Here is an 18,555-nt window from a genome sequence, read left to right as displayed (position 1 = left end):
GGCGGTATTGGATAAGGTGGGCATTCCACATCAGAACGACATCAACTTTCTGCTCGCGAACCCTGATGTAGTGAGTATTCAATGAGTACCCATCCAGACAATGTATTGCTGCTTGCCCTGGCCAATGACGAATTGGATAAATTCCTTGTAGGCGAGCCGTTCTACTTTCAAGAAGCCAAAAACGACTACGATGAACCGCAGAATATCGTCGTGGCCTTCGATTTGCTGGTGTTGCGTTACTGGCAGCAGACCCGCGACGCCAACTTCCCCGCACGTTTCGTGGCGGCTTTGCTCAAGATTCTCGCGACCTACCCCGATCGTAATCGGGCGATCTATGCCGCAGCGGGCTGGGTTTGGTATTACCGATATTGCCTTAGCCAAAAGCGCGAAAAGCCCGAGGGGCGCTATGCCGAGCTGTTCGAAATCGACATGGGGGCCGTGGCTTTAGCCCTTCAGAGGCAGCTTGAGATCAATAAGGCAGCGCTTATCCTGGATACACGTTGGGCGGGTGGCACTTGGAACAGCGAGAACGGTTTATGGGAACCGTTGATGCGTATCGCCCTGGACGTCAGGGACAAGCTTGGAGGACCGGACTTCGTGCCTGCCAATCTCTGAGGAGCGCTTAAAGATGGATTCAAGATCAGGCAGGTCGATGATGTCGTAGGGCGCATGCCAAGAAGTCCGATGGAGGGGAACCAATATTTCCTGGGGCCAGGCAAACACTTGCCGGGTGGAGCTCCAGAAATGGTTGTCGAGTCGATTCCTACCAAGGATGCGGACGGTATTACCACGTCAACCGAGGTAATTGTCAGTGATTAATGATCTGCTGAAGGCATTCGTGGAAAAAGCGGACGGTGACTTGATCCGTGTTCAAATCATTGATAACGCGCTGGACTTGCCCCTGCGCGCTATCGGGTTTTTGCATGCGACAGAGAAAGACATCTATGTTTTGAACGTCGCGGACGACAAGCAGAAGGCTAAGGTATTCGATGATCTACGTTCATTAGGGGTGGCCTTTTCGGCGGGTAAGGAATGGTGTCCCTCCGAAGTTTTCGAATATCTTCGTGACGAGCAACTGCTGAGCGGTAAATTTTTGCGAGTCGCGTGGACGCAGCCGGGTCAATACCTGCTGACGAACGCGTGAAGTTTCAAGATGCTCTGATCCACCGCGAACATATGTTCTCCGTGGGCATCGAACAAGACGCCGGTCGATTCTACGTCTCCATACCGGTCAGCAATGGCATGGCCGACTACGAGGAATACTATGAAATCGACCGTGCAACCTTTGAGCTGTTCAGGCGTGATCCGGATGCCGCACTGCTGTTTGTGGCGCGTTGCAGAAAGCGCGAGCTGGACGAGCTATTGATTGTCCAGCCGGGAACGAACCGCGGCACGGCCATCTGAGCGTCGAAAGGCAAGGGCGTTGAGGCCGGCGTTGCTCCTTGCGTGAACTCAGTGTTTGGCTTTTGCCGGGAATAATGCTTTTACCGCCGCATCAATCACACCCTTGATGCCTTTACCTTTGGGGTCCACTTCGCTTGCGCCTCCGGAGTTGAGGTCCAAACGTCCGCCGGTGTCGATATTGCCATTGCCACTGGCGTAGATATTGAACGCCGTGCCCGAGATGTTGATCTCGCCACTGGCATTGAATTCCAACACGCTTTTGCCACAGACCAGTCGAATTTGCGATCCCGCCTCCATGAGGTATTGGGTGCTGACGCTGTCGCTCTTGGTTCCTCCGACATGCAAGGCATCGTTGCGCTGTACCGCCCGGAGGCGGTCTTCACCGATACGCACTGTCTCGTTATGCCCGATGCTCTTGTTGCGGTCGTGGCCCACCGAGTGGCTTTCATCGACCTCGACCACGATGTCCTGATTGCGCTCGGCATGGATGTACAGCTGCTCGGCGCCTTTTTTGTCTTCCATGCGGATTTCGTTGAAGTTCGCCGGCGTGCCACCCTTGCTCGAACGGCTTTTCATGCCGCTCTGGGTGGCGTTTTCCGGCAGGTCGTAGGGCACGGTCTGTTCGGCGTTGTAGACGCGTCCGGTGATGATCGGCCGGTCCGGGTCGCCTTCGAGGAAGCTGACGATGACTTCCTGGCCGATCCGCGGGATCTGCATCGAGCCCCAGTTTTTACCGGCCCAGGACTGTGACACGCGAATCCAGCACGAGCTGTTTTCGTTGGACTGATCATGCCGGTCCCAATAGAAATGCACCTTCACCCGACCAAACTGATCGGTCCAGATTTCCTCGCCTTTGGGGCCCACCACCAACGCGGTCTGCGGGCCTTTGACGATTGGGCGGTGGGTGTTGGGCAGCGGGCGGTAGCTTTGTTGGGCGTCGATGCAGGTCAGGCTGCTTTCGAACTGCGCCGAAGGCGCGCCACCACCGGTTTCCCCGCTTTCCTGGGAAATGTAATAGCGGGTGCCGACGATCAGGTATTCACGGTTCTGGTCCTGGCGGCTGAAGCCGGTGAGGCTGAACAAATGACCCGAGCCCAGGCCTCGGGCGTTGCCGGCCAGCTCGACCTGTTCGTGCAGGGTCTGCAAGGCTTCGATGCGGGTGCGGGCGTAATGTTCGCCGTCTTCGCTTTGCACATAAGTGCCGGGGTAGTCGTACAGCGGATAGTCGCCGGCGGTGTGCGGACGGGGCATGGCCGAGCGCACGTCGATACGCGCGCTGGGGCGCTGGAAATCATAGTCGTTGAGCTCCAGCGAACCCGGCTGGACTTCCTGGGCCAGGTGCCAATCGTGGATGTGATCGCGTTCGCGCTGCTGCTCATTCCTGGGGTAGTAGGGCACCGAGGCGTAGCCGGGCGCACTGGCGTGAGCGCCGTAGGCATCGGCCAACACCAACACATGACGACCCTGTTCATGGCGGAAGAAGTAGTAGATCCCTTCCTGCTCCATCAGGCGGCTGACGAAATCGAAACTGGTTTCGCGATACTGCACGCAGTATTCCCACTCGCGATAGGGCCGGCTCAGGGCGTCTTCGAAATCGGAAAAGCCGAGGTCGCGAAACACCTGCTTGATGATCTGCGGGATGGTCAGGTTCTGGAAAATCCGGCAATCGGAGGTGCGGGTCAGCAGCCAAAGCCAAGGCCGCAGCGTGACCTGGTAGCTGGCGAACTGGCCCTGGTCGACATTCTGGCTGCAGCGGGCAACGATGCCATGGAAATGACGTTCACCACCGCCGTCCAGTTGCAGGCTCAGGGACATGGGTTTGCCGAGCAACTGGTTGAGGTCGATGGCATTGTCCAGCGAGTGCAGTTGCAACTCATAGTTGAACAGCCGCCCCAGCTCTTCGCCGCCGCCCATGTCTTTGAGCAACAGCACCTCTGGCCCCAGGGGGCTGGTGACTTTTGCCAGGCGTGAGAGTTGCTTGAATAGCATCAGTAATCCCGTAAACGTTGTAATCGCCGCAGCGCTTTTCTCAGCAGAAACCGGATCAAATGTGGGAGCTGGCTTGCCAGCTCCCAGACTGAGCGCATTCCTCCAGGGCTATGCGGCGTCGCTGAAGTCGTAGTGCAATTCGTTGTCCCGGGCGCTGATTCGCACCCCTGCCAGCGCCTTGCCTTCGAGCATGCGGGTGAGGAACTCGCGGCTCATGTCCGGTAGCAGGCTGTTGGTCAGGATGGTGTCGATCATCCGCCCACCACTTTCGGTTTCGGTGCAACGGGAGACGATCAGGTTGATCACCTCATCGTCGTAATCGAACGCCACTTTGTGGGTGTTCTCCACGCGCTTCTTGATGCGGTTTAGTTGCAGGCGGGTAATGGCCTTGAGCATCTCGTCGCTGAGCGGGTAGTACGGAATGGTCACCAGGCGGCCCAGCAAGGCCGGCGGGAAAATCTCCAGCAGCGGCTGGCGCAGGGCCTTGGCGATTTCTTCGGGCTCGGGCACGTTTTGCGGGTCTTTGCAGACCCGGGCAATCAGCTCGGTGCCAGCGTTGGTGGTCAGCAGAATCAAGGTGTTCTTGAAGTCGATCACGCGACCTTCGCCGTCCTCCATCACGCCTTTGTCGAAGACCTGGAAGAAAATCTCATGCACGTCCGGGTGGGCTTTTTCCACCTCGTCCAGCAGCACCACGCTGTAGGGTTTGCGCCGCACGGCTTCGGTCAGTACGCCGCCTTCGCCATAGCCGATGTAGCCCGGTGGCGCGCCCTTGAGCGTGGACACCGTGTGGGCTTCCTGGAATTCGCTCATGTTGATGGTGATGACGTTCTGCTCGCCGCCGTACATGGCTTCGGCCAGGGCCAGGGCGGTTTCGGTCTTGCCCACGCCGGAGGTGCCGGCGAGCATGAACACGCCAATCGGTTTGCTCGGGTTGTCGAGGCCGGCGCGGGAGGTCTGGATGCGCTTGGCGATCATCTGCAAGGCGTGGTCCTGGCCGATGATGCGTTTCTTCAAGTGCTGGTCGAGGTTGAGCACGGTTTCCAGTTCGTTACGGGCCATGCGGCCCACCGGAATGCCGGTCCAGTCGGCGACCACCGAGGCTACGGCCTGGTAATCCACAGTCGGCAGGATCAACGGGGTTTCGCCTTGCAGGGCGCTGAGACGCTGTTGCAGGTCCACCAGTTTTTCGCGCAAGGCGTGGCTGGTCTCGCTGCCATCCTCGCTGTCCACCACACCGACGCGCTCGCGCAGGGTGGCGCGGGTGGCGAGCAATTCGTCTACCAGGGTTTTCTCTTCGGCCCAGCGACTTTCCAGTTCGGCGAGGCGTTCGCGCTCGGCGGCCAGCAGGTTTTCGCTGTTGCTCTGGCGGGCGCCGATGACGATGCCGATGGCGTGCTCGCGGGCGATGATCTGCAGCTCGGTTTCCAGCGCCTCGATGCGGCGACGGCTGTCGTCCACTTCGGCCGGCACGGCATGCAGGCTGATGGCGACCCGGGCGCAGGCGGTGTCCAGCAGGCTCACGGATTTGTCCGGCAACTGACGCGCCGGGATGTAGCGGTGAGACAGCTTGACCGACGCTTCCAGGGCTTCGTCGAGGATCTGCACCTGATGGTGTTTTTCCATCGTCGAGGCCACGCCGCGCATCATCAGCAAGGCCTTGTCTTCCGACGGCTCGGCCACTTGCACCACCTGGAAACGACGGGTCAGGGCCGGGTCTTTTTCAATGTGCTTCTTGTACTCGGCCCACGTCGTGGCGGCCACGGTGCGCAACGTGCCCCGGGCCAGAGCCGGTTTCAGCAGGTTGGCCGCATCCCCGGTACCGGCGGCGCCACCGGCACCTACCAGCGTGTGGGCTTCGTCGATAAACAGGATGATCGGTTTCGGCGACGCCTGGACGTCTTCGATGACCTGGCGCAGGCGCTGTTCGAATTCACCTTTCATGCTCGCGCCGGCCTGCAACAGGCCGACATCGAGGCTGCGCAGTTCCACGTCTTTGAGCGCCGGCGGCACGTCACCGGCGACGATGCGCAGGGCAAAGCCTTCGACCACCGCGGTTTTACCGACACCGGCTTCACCGGTCAGAATCGGGTTGTTCTGCCGACGACGCATGAGGATGTCCACCAACTGGCGGATCTCTTCGTCACGGCCGACAATCGGGTCAAGCTTGCCGCTGCGGGCCTGCTCGGTGAGGTCGACGGTAAAACGCTTGAGTGCTTCCTGCTTGCCCATGGCGCTGGGGGCCATGGCGCCGCTGGCTTCACCGGGCACGCTGCCTGCGTTGAAACCATCGCTGGCGCTGAGCGCATTTTCCGGCGAGTCGCCGACGTATTCGTCGAACCGCTCGCTCAGGGCCTCGACCTTGATCTTGTCAAACTCTGCCGACAGCCCGAGCAGCCCGTGGCGCAGGCTCGGGGTCTTGAGGATGCCCAGCACCAGGTAACCGGTACGCACCTGGCTTTCGCCGAACATCAGGCTGCCGTAGACCCAGCCACGTTCCACGGCTTCTTCCACATGGGAGGACAAGTCGGTGATTGATGTCGAGCCCCGTGGCAAACGGTCCAGGGCTTCGGTCAGATCTCGGGCCAGGCGTGCCGGTTCGATATTGAACTGGCGGATAATGCGGTGCAGGTCCGAGTCCTGCAATTGCAGCAACTGATGAAACCAGTGGGCCAGTTCCACATAAGGGTTGCCACGCAACTTGCAAAACACGGTGGCGGCTTCGATGGCTTTGTAGGCCACGCTGTTTAACTTGCCGAACAACGCGGCGCGACTGATTTCACCCATGCTCATGGCTCCTTGAGGTCTGTGAGGTGTTGGCTTGCTCGGCGTAATGCCGGGCCAGTATTAAATCCTTGGCATCTGTTTCGGGCCGGCCCAGCCAGGTATTGAACCCCAGACGGAAGCGGCCATTGAGTTGCAGTGCCGGTACTTCGGGCTGTTCCAGGATCAGGTTCAAGTCCCAGTCCAGTTCATGGCCCAGGTATTCGGCCACCCAGGCCACCAGCTCATTGAAAGGTTGGCTGCCGGGCAGCATGCCCATGTAGTCATCGAGCTTGAGCGGCCCCAGGCGAATGCGGAATTTGTGCTGGCGATCCCAGACGTAACGACCCAGGCAAAAATCCATGCCCAATTGATGGGCGCTGACGCCCACGCGGCTGCGTTCCGGCAGCTCCAGCCATTGGCCGACGTACTCCTCGATCTCTACCGGCAGGCCGAAGTATTCGCTGATAATGGCCTTCAGGCCGTCCGGGTAGCGGGTTTGTGCCGACAGATGACCGCTGTAATGCAGCTTCGCGGTGTCGGGGATCAGCCCTTGTTTGAGCAGGCTCGGCATACCCCGGCCGCTCAGTGCCGCCAGGCGTGCCGACCAATAGTCATCGTCCGGGCGATCATGGCTGACCGTCGGCCGCGCTTCGGCCCAGGCCCGATAAAACAGGCTCAGCAGGCGATGGTGGAACACATCCAGGAAGCGTTTGCTGGTGCTGTCGGCGTTGTTGCGCTGGCGTTCGCGCACATACTCAGTGATGTGCAGCGGCAACGGGCCGTTGGGGCCGCCGAGGCCGAAAAAGAACTGCTCCAGCCGCGCCGGCGCGCCGTCGATACCCGGCTGTACCGAGGCCAGGGTCGCCGGGGCGAAGGTGCAATCGGCTTGTTGCCCAAGGCGCAGCGGATCATCGGCCAGGCGCAACGAATGGCCCAGGCGCGGCAGCTCAGGCGATTCGCACTCGATGCGCCGCAATGCCTGGAAGAAGTCATATTCCCAGGGCTCCTGGTGCATCGCCTCCAGGGTACTCACAGGGTCGGACGGCGTCCGGGCTTGGCTTTCCATCGCATGATCTCGCCGCGTTCGGTGGTACGGATCACCGTCTCGGTAAAACTGTTGATCGACACGTAGCGTGCCAGGAAGCGTTCGAACACTGCGCCGAGCAAGAAAACCCCGGTGCCGCGAAACGCGTTTTCATCGAATTCCAGGGTGATCTCCAGGCCACGGCCAAACACGATCGGACCCGGCATTGGCAAGCGTCGGGTGCAGGCCTTGCTGCTGACTTCGCGCAGGCCTTCGATCTGCAATTGCAGCGCCGTATCGTTGCTGTCGCCGTACAGGCGCAGCAGTTCGCGCAGGGCGGCGGCGCCCTGGCCTTGCTCGCTGAGGGACAGGTAGTTCAGCGAAAGCTGGCTGATCAACCGCCAGGCCTTGGCGTCATGGGCATGGCTGGCGCGTGGGCGGCTCGGGCCTGCCACGCACCGCACCGCCGCTACAGGTGCGCTGTCTGCCAGGGTGAAGTCGGTCTTGCCATTGCCCACGCTCATGAACAGCGGCAGGTCGCGGTTGGTGCATAACGCCGTTACGCCCAGTTGGCGCAGGTCGTGGCGATAGGGTGCCTGCTGGCTGTCCACCAGGCTGACGAAGGTTTCGCTGCCGATGTAGGTCGAGCGCGGGCCGTTGCGCCGCTGGCCGCTGGACAGCACACGTGGTTCGCGCCGCACCGTGTACCAGGCCTGATCGCGGCCGTAACGAGACGGATCACGTACCGTATAGAACGGCAAAAAAGGCTGTTCTGACCCGGTCCCATGGCCGGTGAGGGTGGTCAGGGAATGAATCTCGAAATCCATCGGCCGGGTGCGGTCGGCGATCACATGGTGTTCATGGACCCGCTCCGACAAATGGATGCGATCCAGGCGCTTGGGAAACAAGTTGATTGCCGGGGTGCAGAACGGCAGGAACTGCGCGGCACCGACACTGCCTTCCAGGCTCGGATCGTGACGGTCGAACAGCACGATCAATTCCAGTTCCTGGCCGTCGCAGCGTTTGACCGCACGGCTCAACTGGGTGAAGTCGACAAACAGAAAGCGGTGGGGCAGGGCGAAGTATTCCTGCAACAGGCGATAGCCCTGGAAGGCTCGCGAGACCACTGGCAGCGCGGCGTCGGTATCGTCGAATCCCACGGAACGCAGTGCATCCTGCGGCAGGCGTTCTACCCAATCGCCGCCGGGCTGACGTGCGAAGACGGCGCAGGCGTTGCCCAGCAGCTGTTCATAGAGGCGAAAGGGCTGCTCGTCGGCGCCGCTGAGGTACAGCGGCAGGTTGTCCAGGGTCAGGCTGTTGAATGGCAGTTCGGCCCCGGTACGCAGGGTCAGGCGCAGGCCGGCCTTGGCCTTGGGTTCACTGGCGGCCAGGCGCCCGAGCACGGCGGACGGGTTGCCGAAGTACTCGGCCCGGCTGACCTGCAGCGGCCACAACGTCACCGCGTGGGCGGTGCGGTACTCGCAGCAGGTTTGGGTTTCGCGACCCAGGGCGGCACGCAGGACCGTGTCGCGGGGCAGCGGGAAGCCGCTGCTCAGCGAGCCTTCATCGGGGTCGGCCTGCAGTTGCACCACGGTCATCGACGGTGTCGGTGCCAGGTAATGGGGGTAAGCGATTTCCAGCAAGTTGTGGGTGAAGGTCGGGTATTCGGCATCGAGCTTGAGCTGTACTCGCGCCGTCAGGTAGGCGAACCCTTCCAGCAAGCGCTCAACATACGGGTCGGCGCAGTCCATACCGGACAACGTCAGCCGACTGGCGATTTTCGGGTATTCCTGGGCGAACTCCGCCGCACTTTCGCGCACGTGGAGCAACTCCTGGTTGTACAGTTCCAACAGGCGCGGGTTCATGAGCGTCTCCGCTGGTCGGCGTTGACCACCCGCACATGGCCGGATTCCAGGTCCAGGTCGGTTTGCAGCATCAGGCGCAGCGGCACCGGCTGCGCCCAGAGATCGCCTTCAATCTCGAAGCTCAGGGCGTTGTGGTTCATTTCGGCGGACGCCCGGGCCCGCACGCGCAGGGTATGGCGCAGAATCCGCGGCTCGAACGTGGCGATGGCCTGGTGGATCAGCGCTTCAAGCGCCGCGATATCGACGTTCGACGCACTGTTGCCGGCCAGGGCTGGCAACCCGAAATTGATCACCGAAGTACCGGCCGGGGTGTGCAACGTCGCATCGGCGCCGAGCAATGAAGTGGTGTTGAGCAGCCACGCCAGATCACGCAGCACCGAAGCTTTCAGTTGGCTCAGGGACAGCACGCGCTTGTCGGCGCTTTCCTTGAGATTGCTCGGGTCGTCGTCGGTCAACCGATCCAGCAGGGACGGTTGCAGGCGATCGCGGGTGGCGATTTCGGTTACCACGAGAAATGCGCCACGAAATTTTTCTGGTCCATGCCGCCGGTCATGCAGCCAGCACTACGAGCGACTTTCGACACTTCCATGGGCTGGCCTTTGATTTGGCGGATGGCCTGATACCGAGCGTCACAATCACGGCTCGGAGGGGGCTCGGGCGTGGAGTGCTCCACGATGATGATTTGGGCATTGTTGAAGATTTCGACCCGTGGCTGGCCCTTGCGGTCGACACTCAGAAAACAAGGCCATGGCATGTCTAGTTTCAAGAAGCTTTGGTCCTGTTTGCGTAACGCACATTGCTGATCGTGGTTTTCCAAAGTCAATGTTTGTCCGGCGACAATGACTTGATTGCTGGGTGCAGCAATTGATTGCTGTCCGGCCCAGGCATTGAGGCTCAACGGCAGGCAGCCGGACAGCAGCATCAACAGGGTTCGTTTGATCATTTCAACCCCAAAGCCCAACCTGTTTTGCGCGATGCGCAGAGTCGTGAGTGATTGCATGTGAAGTCGCTTACCAAGTGAAAAGCGCTGTGTAGTCTTTCTGGTCCCCTGCGCCACGCAGGCAACTGGCACTGCGAGAAACCGCCGAAGGTTCGAGCTGACCTTTGATCTGGCGTACGGCGCGGTACTCGGACCGACAGTCGCGGCTGTTCGCAGGGTCAACGCTTATGTGCAGCACGATGGCAATCGGCACATTGTTGAAGGACTCGACGTGCGGCTTGCCTTGGCGGTCGACCGCAAATTGGCAAGGCCATGGCATTTCGAGCGGCAGCACGCTCTGATCCGGTTTACGCAACACGCAGCGCTGCTGCTCGTTCTCCAGTGTCAGCTGTTGTGCGCCCAGGGTGACTACCTGATCCGCGGCAGCAGATGGCGCTTGCTGGTCGGCGCACGCGGATACACTCGACATTACGCAACACAGGGCTACTGCGTTTCGGTTAGACCCGATCATGTCAGCTCCCAGAACCAGATGGCTCGGGATCGGTAGGAAGGGTCGCTATACCGGCCGATGGTCAGGCCGCGATTCCACAGGTCGATATGGTCGCCGGTGCGATTGTCCGATGACTCTCCTGTCTGCTGAAAACAATCCTTAAAGAAGATGAGCCCGGTCTTGTCTTGCAACTTCCGACGTTCTTCGGCACTTCCATCGAGAATCAGTGGCCGCCCCAGATGGTGCTTCCACAACCAGTTCGCCAGCGACTCGGCACCCCTGGCATGTTCATGCGCACATTTGGGTTCGGTATAGGTAGATTTGTTGACCTTGATGGTCAGCTCCGCATTGAGCGTCATGCTCATACGGATAGCGCACTGGTTGGCCCACGGACCATCGCAAGGCTTTGCGTCGGGATGCGTAACCAGAAGGTCGGAATACGCTTTCCACAAATTAATAAACGAAGGCTTGGCCATGACTCAAACACCGGATGGGGAAGGATTGGATTCGAGCAAGCACCAAACTGCCCCCGACGCATAGCGACGGGGGCATCTTCGATTACGCCTTGACGTTCTGACGGATGTTCCAGCCAAACTTGATCGGGCCGCCGTCTTTGGTGCCGTCGGCTTTCTGCGGTTGGTAGTCCACCAGCACTTTGGCGAAGTTCAGGGTGACGTTTTCGGTCAGGCGATCATCGCTACCCGAGCCGCCGGTGCTCAGGGAAGTGATCAGCACTTCTTCCAGGTTGATGATCATGTACTCGACCTGGCTTTCGCCGCCGGCCTTGCGCACGGTCAGTTTGACCTTGTCGATGTGCTTGCCGGCGGCGCAGTGCATCATCAGGTTCGGCGAGGCCTTGTCGACATACTTGGTCAGCGACAGGTCCTGGACATTCACCTTGCCCGCACCGCCGCCACCACCCGTGTGCATATTGCCGGACTGGGACATGCCCCAGCTCCAGTTCAAGACGTCGATTTCGTCCTTGTGGGCCTTGTCCATGGACTCGCCCTTGATGTCGCCGATCTTGATGAAAATATCAACAGCCATGTTTTCTCCCTGTGTGGTCTCTACCACATTGTGTTTTTGCTGATCGTTCCCACGCTCTGCGTGGTAACGCATCGGGTGAAGCTCTGCGTCCTGGGCGGCATTCCCACGCAGAGCGTGGGAACGATCACATCAAGGGCGGTGTTACGCACCTTTGGCCGAAGGCAGTTTGGATACCAGGCGCAGCGACACGGTCAGACCTTCGAGCTGATAGTGCGGACGCAGGAAGAACTTGGAGGTGTAGTACCCCGGGTTGCCTTCCACGTCCTCGACGATCACTTCGGCCGCAGCCAATGGGTGCTGGGCCTTGGTGGTTTCGGTGGAGTGCGCTGGGTCACCGTCGACGTAGTTGAGGATCCAGTCCTGCAACCAACGCTGCATTTCGTCCTTCTCTTTGAAGGAACCAATCTTGTCGCGCACGATGCACTTCAAGTAATGGGCGAAACGGCAGGTGGCAAACAGGTAGGGCAGGCGCGCGGCCAGGTTGGCGTTGGCGGTGGCATCCGGGTCGTCGTATTCAGCCGGTTTCTGCAACGACTGGGCGCCGATGAACGCGGCGAAGTCGGTGTTTTTCTTGTGCAGCAGCGGCATGAAACCGTTCTTCGCCAGTTCCGCTTCACGGCGGTCAGAAATGGCGATTTCGGTCGGGCACTTCATGTCTACGCCGCCGTCATCGGTCGGGAAGGTGTGGGCCGGCAGGTTTTCCACTTCGCCGCCAGATTCCACGCCACGAATGCGCGAGCACCAGCCGAAGTGTTTGAACGAGCGATTGATGTTCACCGCCATCGCGTAAGCGGCGTTGGCCCAGGTGTACTTGGAGCTGTCGGCGCCGTCGGTGTTTTCTTCGAAGGCGAAGGCTTCCACCGGGTCGGTCTTGGCGCCGTAGGGCAGGCGCGCCAGGAAGCGCGGCATGGTCAGGCCGATATAGCGCGAGTCTTCCGATTCACGCAGCGAGCGCCAGCCGGCGTATTCCGGGGTGGTGAAGATCTTGGTCAGGTCGCGCGGGTTTGACAGTTCTTGCCACGAGCCCATGCCCATCACGGTCGGCGAGGCGGCTGCGATGAACGGCGAGTGCATGGCGGCGCAGACTTTCGACAATTCGCCCAGCAACTCGACATCCGGCGGCGACTGGTCGAAGTAGTAATCGCCCACGAGGCAACCGTAGGGTTCGCCACCGAACTGGCCGTATTCTTCCTCGTACATCTTCTTGAAGATCGGGCTCTGGTCCCACGCAGTGCCCTTGAATTTCTTCAGGGTCTTGTGCAGGTCGGTCTTGGAGATGTTGAGCACGCGGATCTTGAGCTGCTCGTCGCTCTCGGTGTTGTTGACCAGGTAGTGCAGGCCACGCCAGGCGCTTTCCAGCTGTTGGAAGTCCGGGTGATGGATGACCTGATTCACCTGGGCGGTGAGCTTGGCGTCGATGGCGGCAATGATCGACTCGATCGACTTGATCGCGTCGTTGGACACCAGGTCGGTCTGCGCCAGGGCCTGTTCGGCCAGGGTGCGCACGGCGGTCTCGACGGCTTCGCGAGCGCGGTCGGTCTTGGGTTTGAATTCTTGCAGCAGCAGGGAGGCGAACTCGCTGGCTTCTTCGGTGGTGCCCAGTGTCTGAGCGTCTGCACGTACTGAATCGGTCATGATCATTCGTCCTGATTAAGCCTGAGGCTCGGCTGGCTTCGGCGCACTGGCAAGTGCCTGGAGCAGCGCCGGGTCCTTGATGGCCTTCATGATGATTTCTTCGGCGCCAGTCTTGCCGTCCATGTAGGTCAGCAGGTTGGCCAGTTGGGTGCGCGCTTCGAGTAGCTTGTTCAGCGAGTCGACCTTGCGCGCCACGGCGGCGGGGCTGAAGTCGTCCATGCTTTCAAAGGTGATGTCCAGGCTCAGGTTGCCTTCGCCGGTCAGCTCGTTGGGCACGTGGAACGCGACGCGTGGCTGCATGGCCTTGAGGCGCGAGTCGAAGTTGTCGACGTCCACTTCAAGGAACTTGCGATCGGCAACAGGGGCCAGGGGCTCGGCCGGCTTGCCGGCAAGGTCAGCCATAACGCCCATTACGAAGGGCAACTGGACCTTTTTTTCGGCGCCGTAGAGCTCGACGTCGTACTCGATCTGCACTCGAGGCGCGCGGTTGCGCGCGATGAATTTCTGAGAACTTTGCTTCGCCACGTTGCTGCTCCTGGTCGCTCAAGCGACGGTGTTGGCGTCATCGGTGGTACCGGTGACGTGACTGCGTGATCCTTTCGCTTTTATTCGCTGTCTGGTCCGCGCAGGTTTTCAAATTGGCTCATGCCGTCGGGAATCAAATTGCGCACGATGGCCGCAAAGTCGGCGTGCACCAGATTCTTTGCCCGGTTCAGCAGCACCGGCAGCGGGCTGGAAGGCTCTTGACGCGTGTAGTACGCAAGAATCCGGTCCAGGCTGCGCAGCACGTCGTCGCGGTTGTTGATTTCGCCAGTGCCGGTACTGCGCGGTGCACTCGGTGCGGTGGCGTATTCAACTGGCGCGGCGCTGTCGTCGCTAATGGCATCGGGCAGGGGGCCGTCGCCGCTCTGGGGGGCGAACTGACTGAGGATCTGCAGGGCCATTTTGATCGGCTGTTTCAGCGGGCCAAGGTCAACGCCCTGGGCGGAACCGACGTATTCGCTAACCTGTTGCTCAATGGTCTCGGCGGCATTGCGAGCCTCGTGCAAGGCAGCGCGGGTGATTTCCAGTTGCTCGGGATCGCTGCCGAGGAACGCCCCGGCGAGCTGCTCGGAGCCGAGGCTTTCGTCAGGGAAGCTTTGCAGGCCGCTGGCATTGGCGGCGGCGCGCAGGCTGACAGGGCCAAAGGTACGCGAGCGGGCCAGGATGCTTTCGCGCAGCAGGCGGATGGTGGTGTCCGACGTCAGGCCGGCAAGGGCATTGATGCGCACGGTAGGATCGTTGTCGTCATCGGCATCCAGTCGCGGATGCAGATCGGCCCAGTATTGCTTGAGTAATTCGCCGATCAGCGTCAGGACGCGGGCCAGGCCCGTGACGCCTTCGAGGGCAAGGGAGCTTTGCAAAAGGAAATGGGTGATACGCAGGTCTTTACTGCGTTGCAACAACTCCAGGCTTTGCTGCTGGATGCTGCTCCATTCAGGGGGTTCGGCAGGCAATATCGAATCGCCCATGCTGCGCTCGGGCTGGCCGCGGGAGTCGCGTTCCAGGCGCAAAAATGCCTGGTCATATTCCAGATCTTCACCGCAAGGCGAAGTCTCGGAAACGGCGGCGAGCAGCGAAGGTACTTCCACTGAATTTGATCTCCCTATCGCCCGCTGACAGAGTCGGGCATTTCACACGCGAGTTCGCGATGGAACTTCACATGTTTCCTTGACGGTAATTGCTCTTTTGAGGGGCAATGATCTTGAAGTACCGTCGCTCATATTCAAGAACTTGCGCATTTTTGGTGTAGTACTTATGCCTTGTCAAGGTAAGCTATTATCCTGTGCGACAGATGTGAGGTGCTTAACAACCCGCGCGACCGGTGGGTCGAGGCGGGCACTTATGCAGGTTTTTTGTCACGCAAGCCGGTTAAGATCAGCAATCATGCTGGTTGAAAGGCGTTTTCGACGTTGTTTGCAAGGTATGTCGGCGAGAGTCACTCGGGCGTAGGCCCTCACTCGCCTGCGCGCAAAGTGTTCAGCAAGGAGGCAAGATGTCGCTGTGTTTGACTATCACTAGTTATCACAAGATTACCCCAGGTCAGTGCTCTGAAAAATCCATGGACCGGGGCATGATGGCAATTGGCCGCAATTCTGATAATGACTGGGTATTGCCTGACCCTCAGCGCCTTATTTCCGGCAAACATTGCGTTATTCAATACAAAGATGGCCGCTACTATTTAACCGATAACAGCACTAATGGTGTGGAATTGGTCAAGGCCGGCATTCGTCTGCGCAAGGGAAACAGCGAGCCGTTGCAGGATGGCGAAGTTATCCGTATCGGTGATTATGACATCCAGGTGCGCATTGATTTCAGTCTGCCGGTGACTGACAGCAACCCCTTTGCCGATTCGTCCAACAGCTTCGAGGCCCTGATGGGGCACCAGGGCGCTGCTGCGAATACGCCGACGTCGTTGCCCATAACACCGCCCGCACATTTCCAGGGCGGGTCGGCCATGGACACAGTGTCGGACCTTTTCGACTTCCTGTCCCCGACCAGCATCCCGCCTGCCACCCAGCCCGACCATGTTCCGGCCGAGCAGCATGACTTCCGCCCACCGACCCCGATTCCCAGCCCAACGCCCGTGGCAGTGCCTGTACCGTTGGCGTCGGCCTCGGTGATTCCGGAAGATTGGGACCTGTTCAGCGATAAGTCTGCGCCGGTTGCGGTTGCCCCGCTGCCTGTCGCCCCCTTGCCTGTTGCAGAGGTTACGCCGTCACCCGCGCCTCAAATCAGCACACCGATCGCGCCGGCACCCCTGCATGAACCGCCCGTGGCCATCGTCGAACGCGAGGTCAATCCGGTCAGCCCGGCCGACAATGCTCAACCCGACCTGTTGCAAGCCTTCCTGCGCGGCGCAGGTCTGGATCAGTTGCGCCTGGACAAGGCCCAGGCCGAAGCGCAGATGGAAAGCATCGGCCGCAGTTATCGGCTGATGGTCGAAGGCCTGATCGATGTCTTGCGCGCCCGCAGTAGCCTCAAGGGCGAGTTCCGCATTCAGCAGACGATGATTCAACCCGTGGAAAACAACCCGCTGAAATTCGCTCCCAACGTCGATGAAGCCATGCTGTTGCTGCTGCGCCACAGCAGTCAGGCGTTCATGGCGCCGGACCTGGCGGTGCGCGATAGCTTCGACGACTTGCGTGCCCACCAATTGGCGGTGATGGCCGGTGTGGAAGCAGCGATCAAGCATCTGCTGGCGCGCTTCGAGCCGGCGCAACTGGAAGAGCGCATGGGCAAGCCCGGTGGCCTGTCGAGCCTTTTCAATGGCTCGCGACAGGCCCAGTACTGGCAGCAGTTCACCGAGCTCTACAGCAAGATTTCCCGCGAGGCCCAAGAGGATTTCCAGGACCTGTTCGGTCGGGAATTCAGCCGCGCCTACGAAGAGCACAGTACAAGGCCGCGCCGCGGCTGAGCACCGACTCATAACGCGATACATAGCAACGAACGGAACAATGGATAGCTGAAACGTCATTGAGGACGCAGGATGATTCACAGGTTTTTACTCGCAGTTGCCACCGCGCTTCTGCTGACCGCGTGTGCGAAGGATACGGCCAAACCCCAGCCCGAAGTGGCTGAGGCCGAGGCCGACACCGCCGCCGTCGAGTTGCACTTCCACGCCATCGCCGGGCTCAACCCCGGTAGCACCGGCCAGCCGGCCCCGGTCCGGGTGCGCATTTTCGAATTGAAAAATGCCGCCACCTTCGGCCGTTCCGATTATTTCGCCCTGGCCGAACGGGCCCAGGCGACGCTCGGCGCTGATTTGCTCGACCAGGACGAAGTGCTGGTCGAGCCCGGCCAGCAATTGAGCTTGCAACGCGACCTCGACCCAGCCACCCGCCACATCGGTGTGCTGGTGGGGTATCGCGAACTGGATCAGGCGCAGTGGCGCACGGTGTTGAATGTCCCGCCGCGCCAATACACCGAATACCAGATCAGCCTCGATGTGCGCGCCGTGCGCAGCGCCGTCGTTGTTCCCCCATCCAGCCCTGCCCAATAAGCAATCGGAGCCCCCATGTCCTGGAACAATCGCGTGGTCTGGTCGGAAGGCATGTTCATTGGAACGCAGCACTTCCAGCAGCATGACCGTTATCTGGAAAACCTCATCGACGCCCGAAGCCGCCCGTTGTCGGCCGGCGCCTGGGGTTTTTCCGAATTGCTGATTGATCAGGGTCTGTTGGCCCAGGGCAAACTGGCAATCATCTCGGCGCGGGGCCTGTTGCCGGACGGCACGCCATTCAACATTCCTCAGGATGACCTGGCGCCGAGCCCGCTGAATGTCGATGCCGACCTGCGCGATGGCCTGGTGTACCTGGCCTTGCCGCTCAAGCGTGCCGGAGCGCGTGACACCGTTGATGAAGGCGAACCCCCGGGCGCTGCGCGCTACGTGAGCCAGGTGCGCGAAGTACGGGACGACAACGCGCCGTTTGAAAACCGTGCGCCGGTGGCAGTGGCTTCCAGGGCGCTGCGATTGTTGATTGCCGAGGATGGCATCAGCGACTACGCCGCCATCGGCCTGGTGCGAATCAAAGAGAAGCGCGCCGACCGCGCCCTGGTGCTCGACGACACTTACATCCCACCGCTGATGGATGTATCCGCCTCCAAACCCCTGGCCGCGTTTCGCAGCGAACTGCTGGGCCTGCTTCATCAACGCGGCGAAGCCCTCGCCGGGCGGGTGGTCGCTTCCGGTGCCGGCGGTGCCTCGGAAATTGCCGACTTCATGCTGCTGCAACTGGTCAACCGCGCTCAGCCGTTGATCCAGCATTTGAGCCAGTTGAGCCCGTTGCACCCCGAGCGGTTCTACAGCGAGTTGGTGAGCCTGGCCGGTGAGTTTTCGACCTTCACCGCTTCCGGGCGGCGACCGCAGGAAAACCCGCAGTACCAGCACGACAACCTGGCGCTGAGTTTTGCGCCGGTGATGCAAGCCCTGCGCGAGGCGCTGTCGATGCTGATCGACAGTAAGGCCACGCCGATTCCGATCGTCGAAAAAGCCTACGGCATTCATGTGGCAATGCTGGCTGACAAGGCCCTGCTCGACAGCGCCAGTTTCATCCTGGTGGTGCGCGCCGACGTGCCTGCCGAGACCCTGCGCAGCCACTTCGGCCAACAGAGCAAGGTCGGCTCGGTGGAGCACATCCGCAACCTGGTCAACCTGCAATTGCCGGGCATCGGCCTGCTGCCGCTGCCGGTGGCGCCACGGCAGATCCCGTATCACGCAGGCTCCACCTATTACGAACTCGACCGGGGCAGCGAGCATTGGCAGCAACTGGCCAACTCCGGAGGATTTGCGTTCTACATCGCGGGGCAATTCCCGGGGCTGAACCTGGCTTTCTGGGCGATCCGAGGATAAACC

General features: G+C 60.5%; 18 protein-coding genes. 6 read left to right on the top strand and 12 right to left on the bottom strand.

What is annotated here, in order from left to right; all coding sequences use genetic code 11:
• Nucleotides 1-81: 81 nt before the first annotated feature.
• The 3 genes from AABM55_RS29020 (at nt 82) to AABM55_RS29010 (ending at nt 1,404) form a co-directional block, all read left to right on the top strand.
• On the top strand, nt 82-615 hold the full coding sequence (locus tag AABM55_RS29020; protein ID WP_347928382.1) for a hypothetical protein: 534 nt from the start codon (nt 82-84) through the stop codon (nt 613-615).
• A gap of 196 nt (nt 616-811) precedes the next feature.
• Nucleotides 812-1,144, top strand: coding sequence for a hypothetical protein (locus AABM55_RS29015; protein WP_347928381.1), 333 nt, complete (start codon nt 812-814; stop codon nt 1,142-1,144).
• Entirely contained in the window at nt 1,141-1,404 is a 264-nt protein-coding gene (locus AABM55_RS29010; protein WP_347928380.1) for a hypothetical protein, read from the top strand. Before AABM55_RS29015 ends, AABM55_RS29010 begins: the two co-directional genes overlap by 4 nt.
• 48 nt (nt 1,405-1,452) lie before the next feature.
• Here AABM55_RS29010 and AABM55_RS29005 read toward each other — a convergent pair whose 3' ends face one another.
• The 12 genes from AABM55_RS29005 to tssA form a co-directional block, all read right to left on the bottom strand.
• Nucleotides 1,453-3,393, bottom strand: a complete 1,941-nt coding sequence (locus AABM55_RS29005) for a type VI secretion system tip protein VgrG (protein WP_347928379.1) — start codon at nt 3,391-3,393, stop codon at nt 1,453-1,455.
• A 108-nt stretch (nt 3,394-3,501) separates the two neighbouring features.
• Complete coding sequence (gene tssH / locus AABM55_RS29000; protein ID WP_054594713.1) at nt 3,502-6,180, bottom strand: type VI secretion system ATPase TssH; 2,679 nt, start codon at nt 6,178-6,180, stop codon at nt 3,502-3,504.
• On the bottom strand, nt 6,173-7,225 hold the full coding sequence (gene tssG / locus AABM55_RS28995) for a type VI secretion system baseplate subunit TssG (RefSeq protein WP_054594712.1): 1,053 nt from the start codon (nt 7,223-7,225) through the stop codon (nt 6,173-6,175). The genes tssH and tssG overlap by 8 nt, the downstream gene beginning before the upstream one ends.
• On the bottom strand, nt 7,189-9,048 hold the full coding sequence (tssF, locus tag AABM55_RS28990; protein WP_054594711.1) for a type VI secretion system baseplate subunit TssF: 1,860 nt from the start codon (nt 9,046-9,048) through the stop codon (nt 7,189-7,191). The genes tssG and tssF overlap by 37 nt, the downstream gene beginning before the upstream one ends.
• Nucleotides 9,045-9,557 carry a type VI secretion system baseplate subunit TssE gene (tssE, locus tag AABM55_RS28985; RefSeq protein ID WP_054594710.1) on the bottom strand — a complete coding sequence of 171 codons (513 nt, stop codon included), beginning with the start codon at nt 9,555-9,557 and terminating at the stop codon, nt 9,045-9,047. Before tssE ends, tssF begins: the two co-directional genes overlap by 4 nt.
• The gene (locus tag AABM55_RS28980) at nt 9,551-9,970 is read right to left on the bottom strand and encodes a hypothetical protein (protein ID WP_237142971.1); all 420 of its coding nucleotides are present in this window, start codon (nt 9,968-9,970) and stop codon (nt 9,551-9,553) included. The genes tssE and AABM55_RS28980 overlap by 7 nt, the downstream gene beginning before the upstream one ends.
• 88 nt (nt 9,971-10,058) lie before the next feature.
• Nucleotides 10,059-10,457: a hypothetical protein gene (locus tag AABM55_RS28975; protein WP_237142970.1), complete on the bottom strand. Its 399-nt coding sequence runs from the start codon at nt 10,455-10,457 to the stop codon at nt 10,059-10,061.
• Nucleotides 10,458-10,495: 38 nt separating this feature from the next.
• Nucleotides 10,496-10,954, bottom strand: coding sequence for a type VI secretion system amidase effector protein Tae4 (locus AABM55_RS28970; RefSeq protein WP_347928377.1), 459 nt, complete (start codon nt 10,952-10,954; stop codon nt 10,496-10,498).
• Nucleotides 10,955-11,036: 82 nt separating this feature from the next.
• Entirely contained in the window at nt 11,037-11,525 is a 489-nt protein-coding gene (locus AABM55_RS28965; protein ID WP_054594707.1) for a type VI secretion system tube protein Hcp, read from the bottom strand.
• 141 nt (nt 11,526-11,666) lie between these two features.
• Nucleotides 11,667-13,160: a type VI secretion system contractile sheath large subunit gene (gene tssC, locus AABM55_RS28960; RefSeq protein ID WP_054598202.1), complete on the bottom strand. Its 1,494-nt coding sequence runs from the start codon at nt 13,158-13,160 to the stop codon at nt 11,667-11,669.
• Between the two features lie 15 nt (nt 13,161-13,175).
• Complete coding sequence (gene tssB / locus AABM55_RS28955) at nt 13,176-13,685, bottom strand: type VI secretion system contractile sheath small subunit (RefSeq protein WP_007894500.1); 510 nt, start codon at nt 13,683-13,685, stop codon at nt 13,176-13,178.
• 80 nt (nt 13,686-13,765) lie between these two features.
• Entirely contained in the window at nt 13,766-14,791 is a 1,026-nt protein-coding gene (tssA, locus tag AABM55_RS28950) for a type VI secretion system protein TssA (protein WP_054594706.1), read from the bottom strand.
• Between the two features lie 404 nt (nt 14,792-15,195).
• On the opposite strand from tssA, the gene tagH reads away from it, so the two are divergent.
• From tagH to tssK, 3 genes are all read left to right on the top strand, one after another.
• Nucleotides 15,196-16,617, top strand: a complete 1,422-nt coding sequence (gene tagH / locus AABM55_RS28945) for a type VI secretion system-associated FHA domain protein TagH (RefSeq protein WP_347928376.1) — start codon at nt 15,196-15,198, stop codon at nt 16,615-16,617.
• Between the two features lie 72 nt (nt 16,618-16,689).
• A complete protein-coding gene (tssJ, locus tag AABM55_RS28940) occupies nt 16,690-17,202 on the top strand; it encodes a type VI secretion system lipoprotein TssJ (protein WP_054594704.1) in 513 nt (170 codons plus the stop codon).
• A gap of 15 nt (nt 17,203-17,217) precedes the next feature.
• Complete coding sequence (gene tssK / locus AABM55_RS28935) at nt 17,218-18,552, top strand: type VI secretion system baseplate subunit TssK (RefSeq protein WP_347928375.1); 1,335 nt, start codon at nt 17,218-17,220, stop codon at nt 18,550-18,552.
• Nucleotides 18,553-18,555 lie beyond the last annotated feature (3 nt).

It is taken from the genome of Pseudomonas helvetica, assembly GCF_039908645.1.
GTDB lineage: Bacteria > Pseudomonadota > Gammaproteobacteria > Pseudomonadales > Pseudomonadaceae > Aquipseudomonas > Aquipseudomonas helvetica.
This window is presented reverse-complemented; position numbering and strand designations above follow the sequence as displayed.

What these genes read in the sequence shown, in the direction of transcription:
- AABM55_RS29020 (WP_347928382.1), top strand. Translation starts at nt 82, where the DNA reads ATGAGTACCCATCCAGACAATGTATTGCTGCTTGCCCTGGCCAATGAC.
- AABM55_RS29005 (WP_347928379.1), bottom strand. Translation starts at nt 3,393, where the DNA reads ATGCTATTCAAGCAACTCTCACGCCTGGCAAAAGTCACCAGCCCCCTG.
- tssH (WP_054594713.1), bottom strand. Translation starts at nt 6,180, where the DNA reads ATGGGTGAAATCAGTCGCGCCGCGTTGTTCGGCAAGTTAAACAGCGTG.
- tssG (WP_054594712.1), bottom strand. Translation starts at nt 7,225, where the DNA reads ATGGAAAGCCAAGCCCGGACGCCGTCCGACCCTGTGAGTACCCTGGAG.
- tssF (WP_054594711.1), bottom strand. Translation starts at nt 9,048, where the DNA reads ATGAACCCGCGCCTGTTGGAACTGTACAACCAGGAGTTGCTCCACGTG.
- AABM55_RS28980 (WP_237142971.1), bottom strand. Translation starts at nt 9,970, where the DNA reads ATGCTGCTGTCCGGCTGCCTGCCGTTGAGCCTCAATGCCTGGGCCGGA.
- AABM55_RS28975 (WP_237142970.1), bottom strand. Translation starts at nt 10,457, where the DNA reads ATGTCGAGTGTATCCGCGTGCGCCGACCAGCAAGCGCCATCTGCTGCC.
- AABM55_RS28970 (WP_347928377.1), bottom strand. Translation starts at nt 10,954, where the DNA reads ATGGCCAAGCCTTCGTTTATTAATTTGTGGAAAGCGTATTCCGACCTT.
- AABM55_RS28965 (WP_054594707.1), bottom strand. Translation starts at nt 11,525, where the DNA reads ATGGCTGTTGATATTTTCATCAAGATCGGCGACATCAAGGGCGAGTCC.
- tssC (WP_054598202.1), bottom strand. Translation starts at nt 13,160, where the DNA reads ATGACCGATTCAGTACGTGCAGACGCTCAGACACTGGGCACCACCGAA.
- tagH (WP_347928376.1), top strand. Translation starts at nt 15,196, where the DNA reads ATGTCGCTGTGTTTGACTATCACTAGTTATCACAAGATTACCCCAGGT.
- tssJ (WP_054594704.1), top strand. Translation starts at nt 16,690, where the DNA reads ATGATTCACAGGTTTTTACTCGCAGTTGCCACCGCGCTTCTGCTGACC.
- tssK (WP_347928375.1), top strand. Translation starts at nt 17,218, where the DNA reads ATGTCCTGGAACAATCGCGTGGTCTGGTCGGAAGGCATGTTCATTGGA.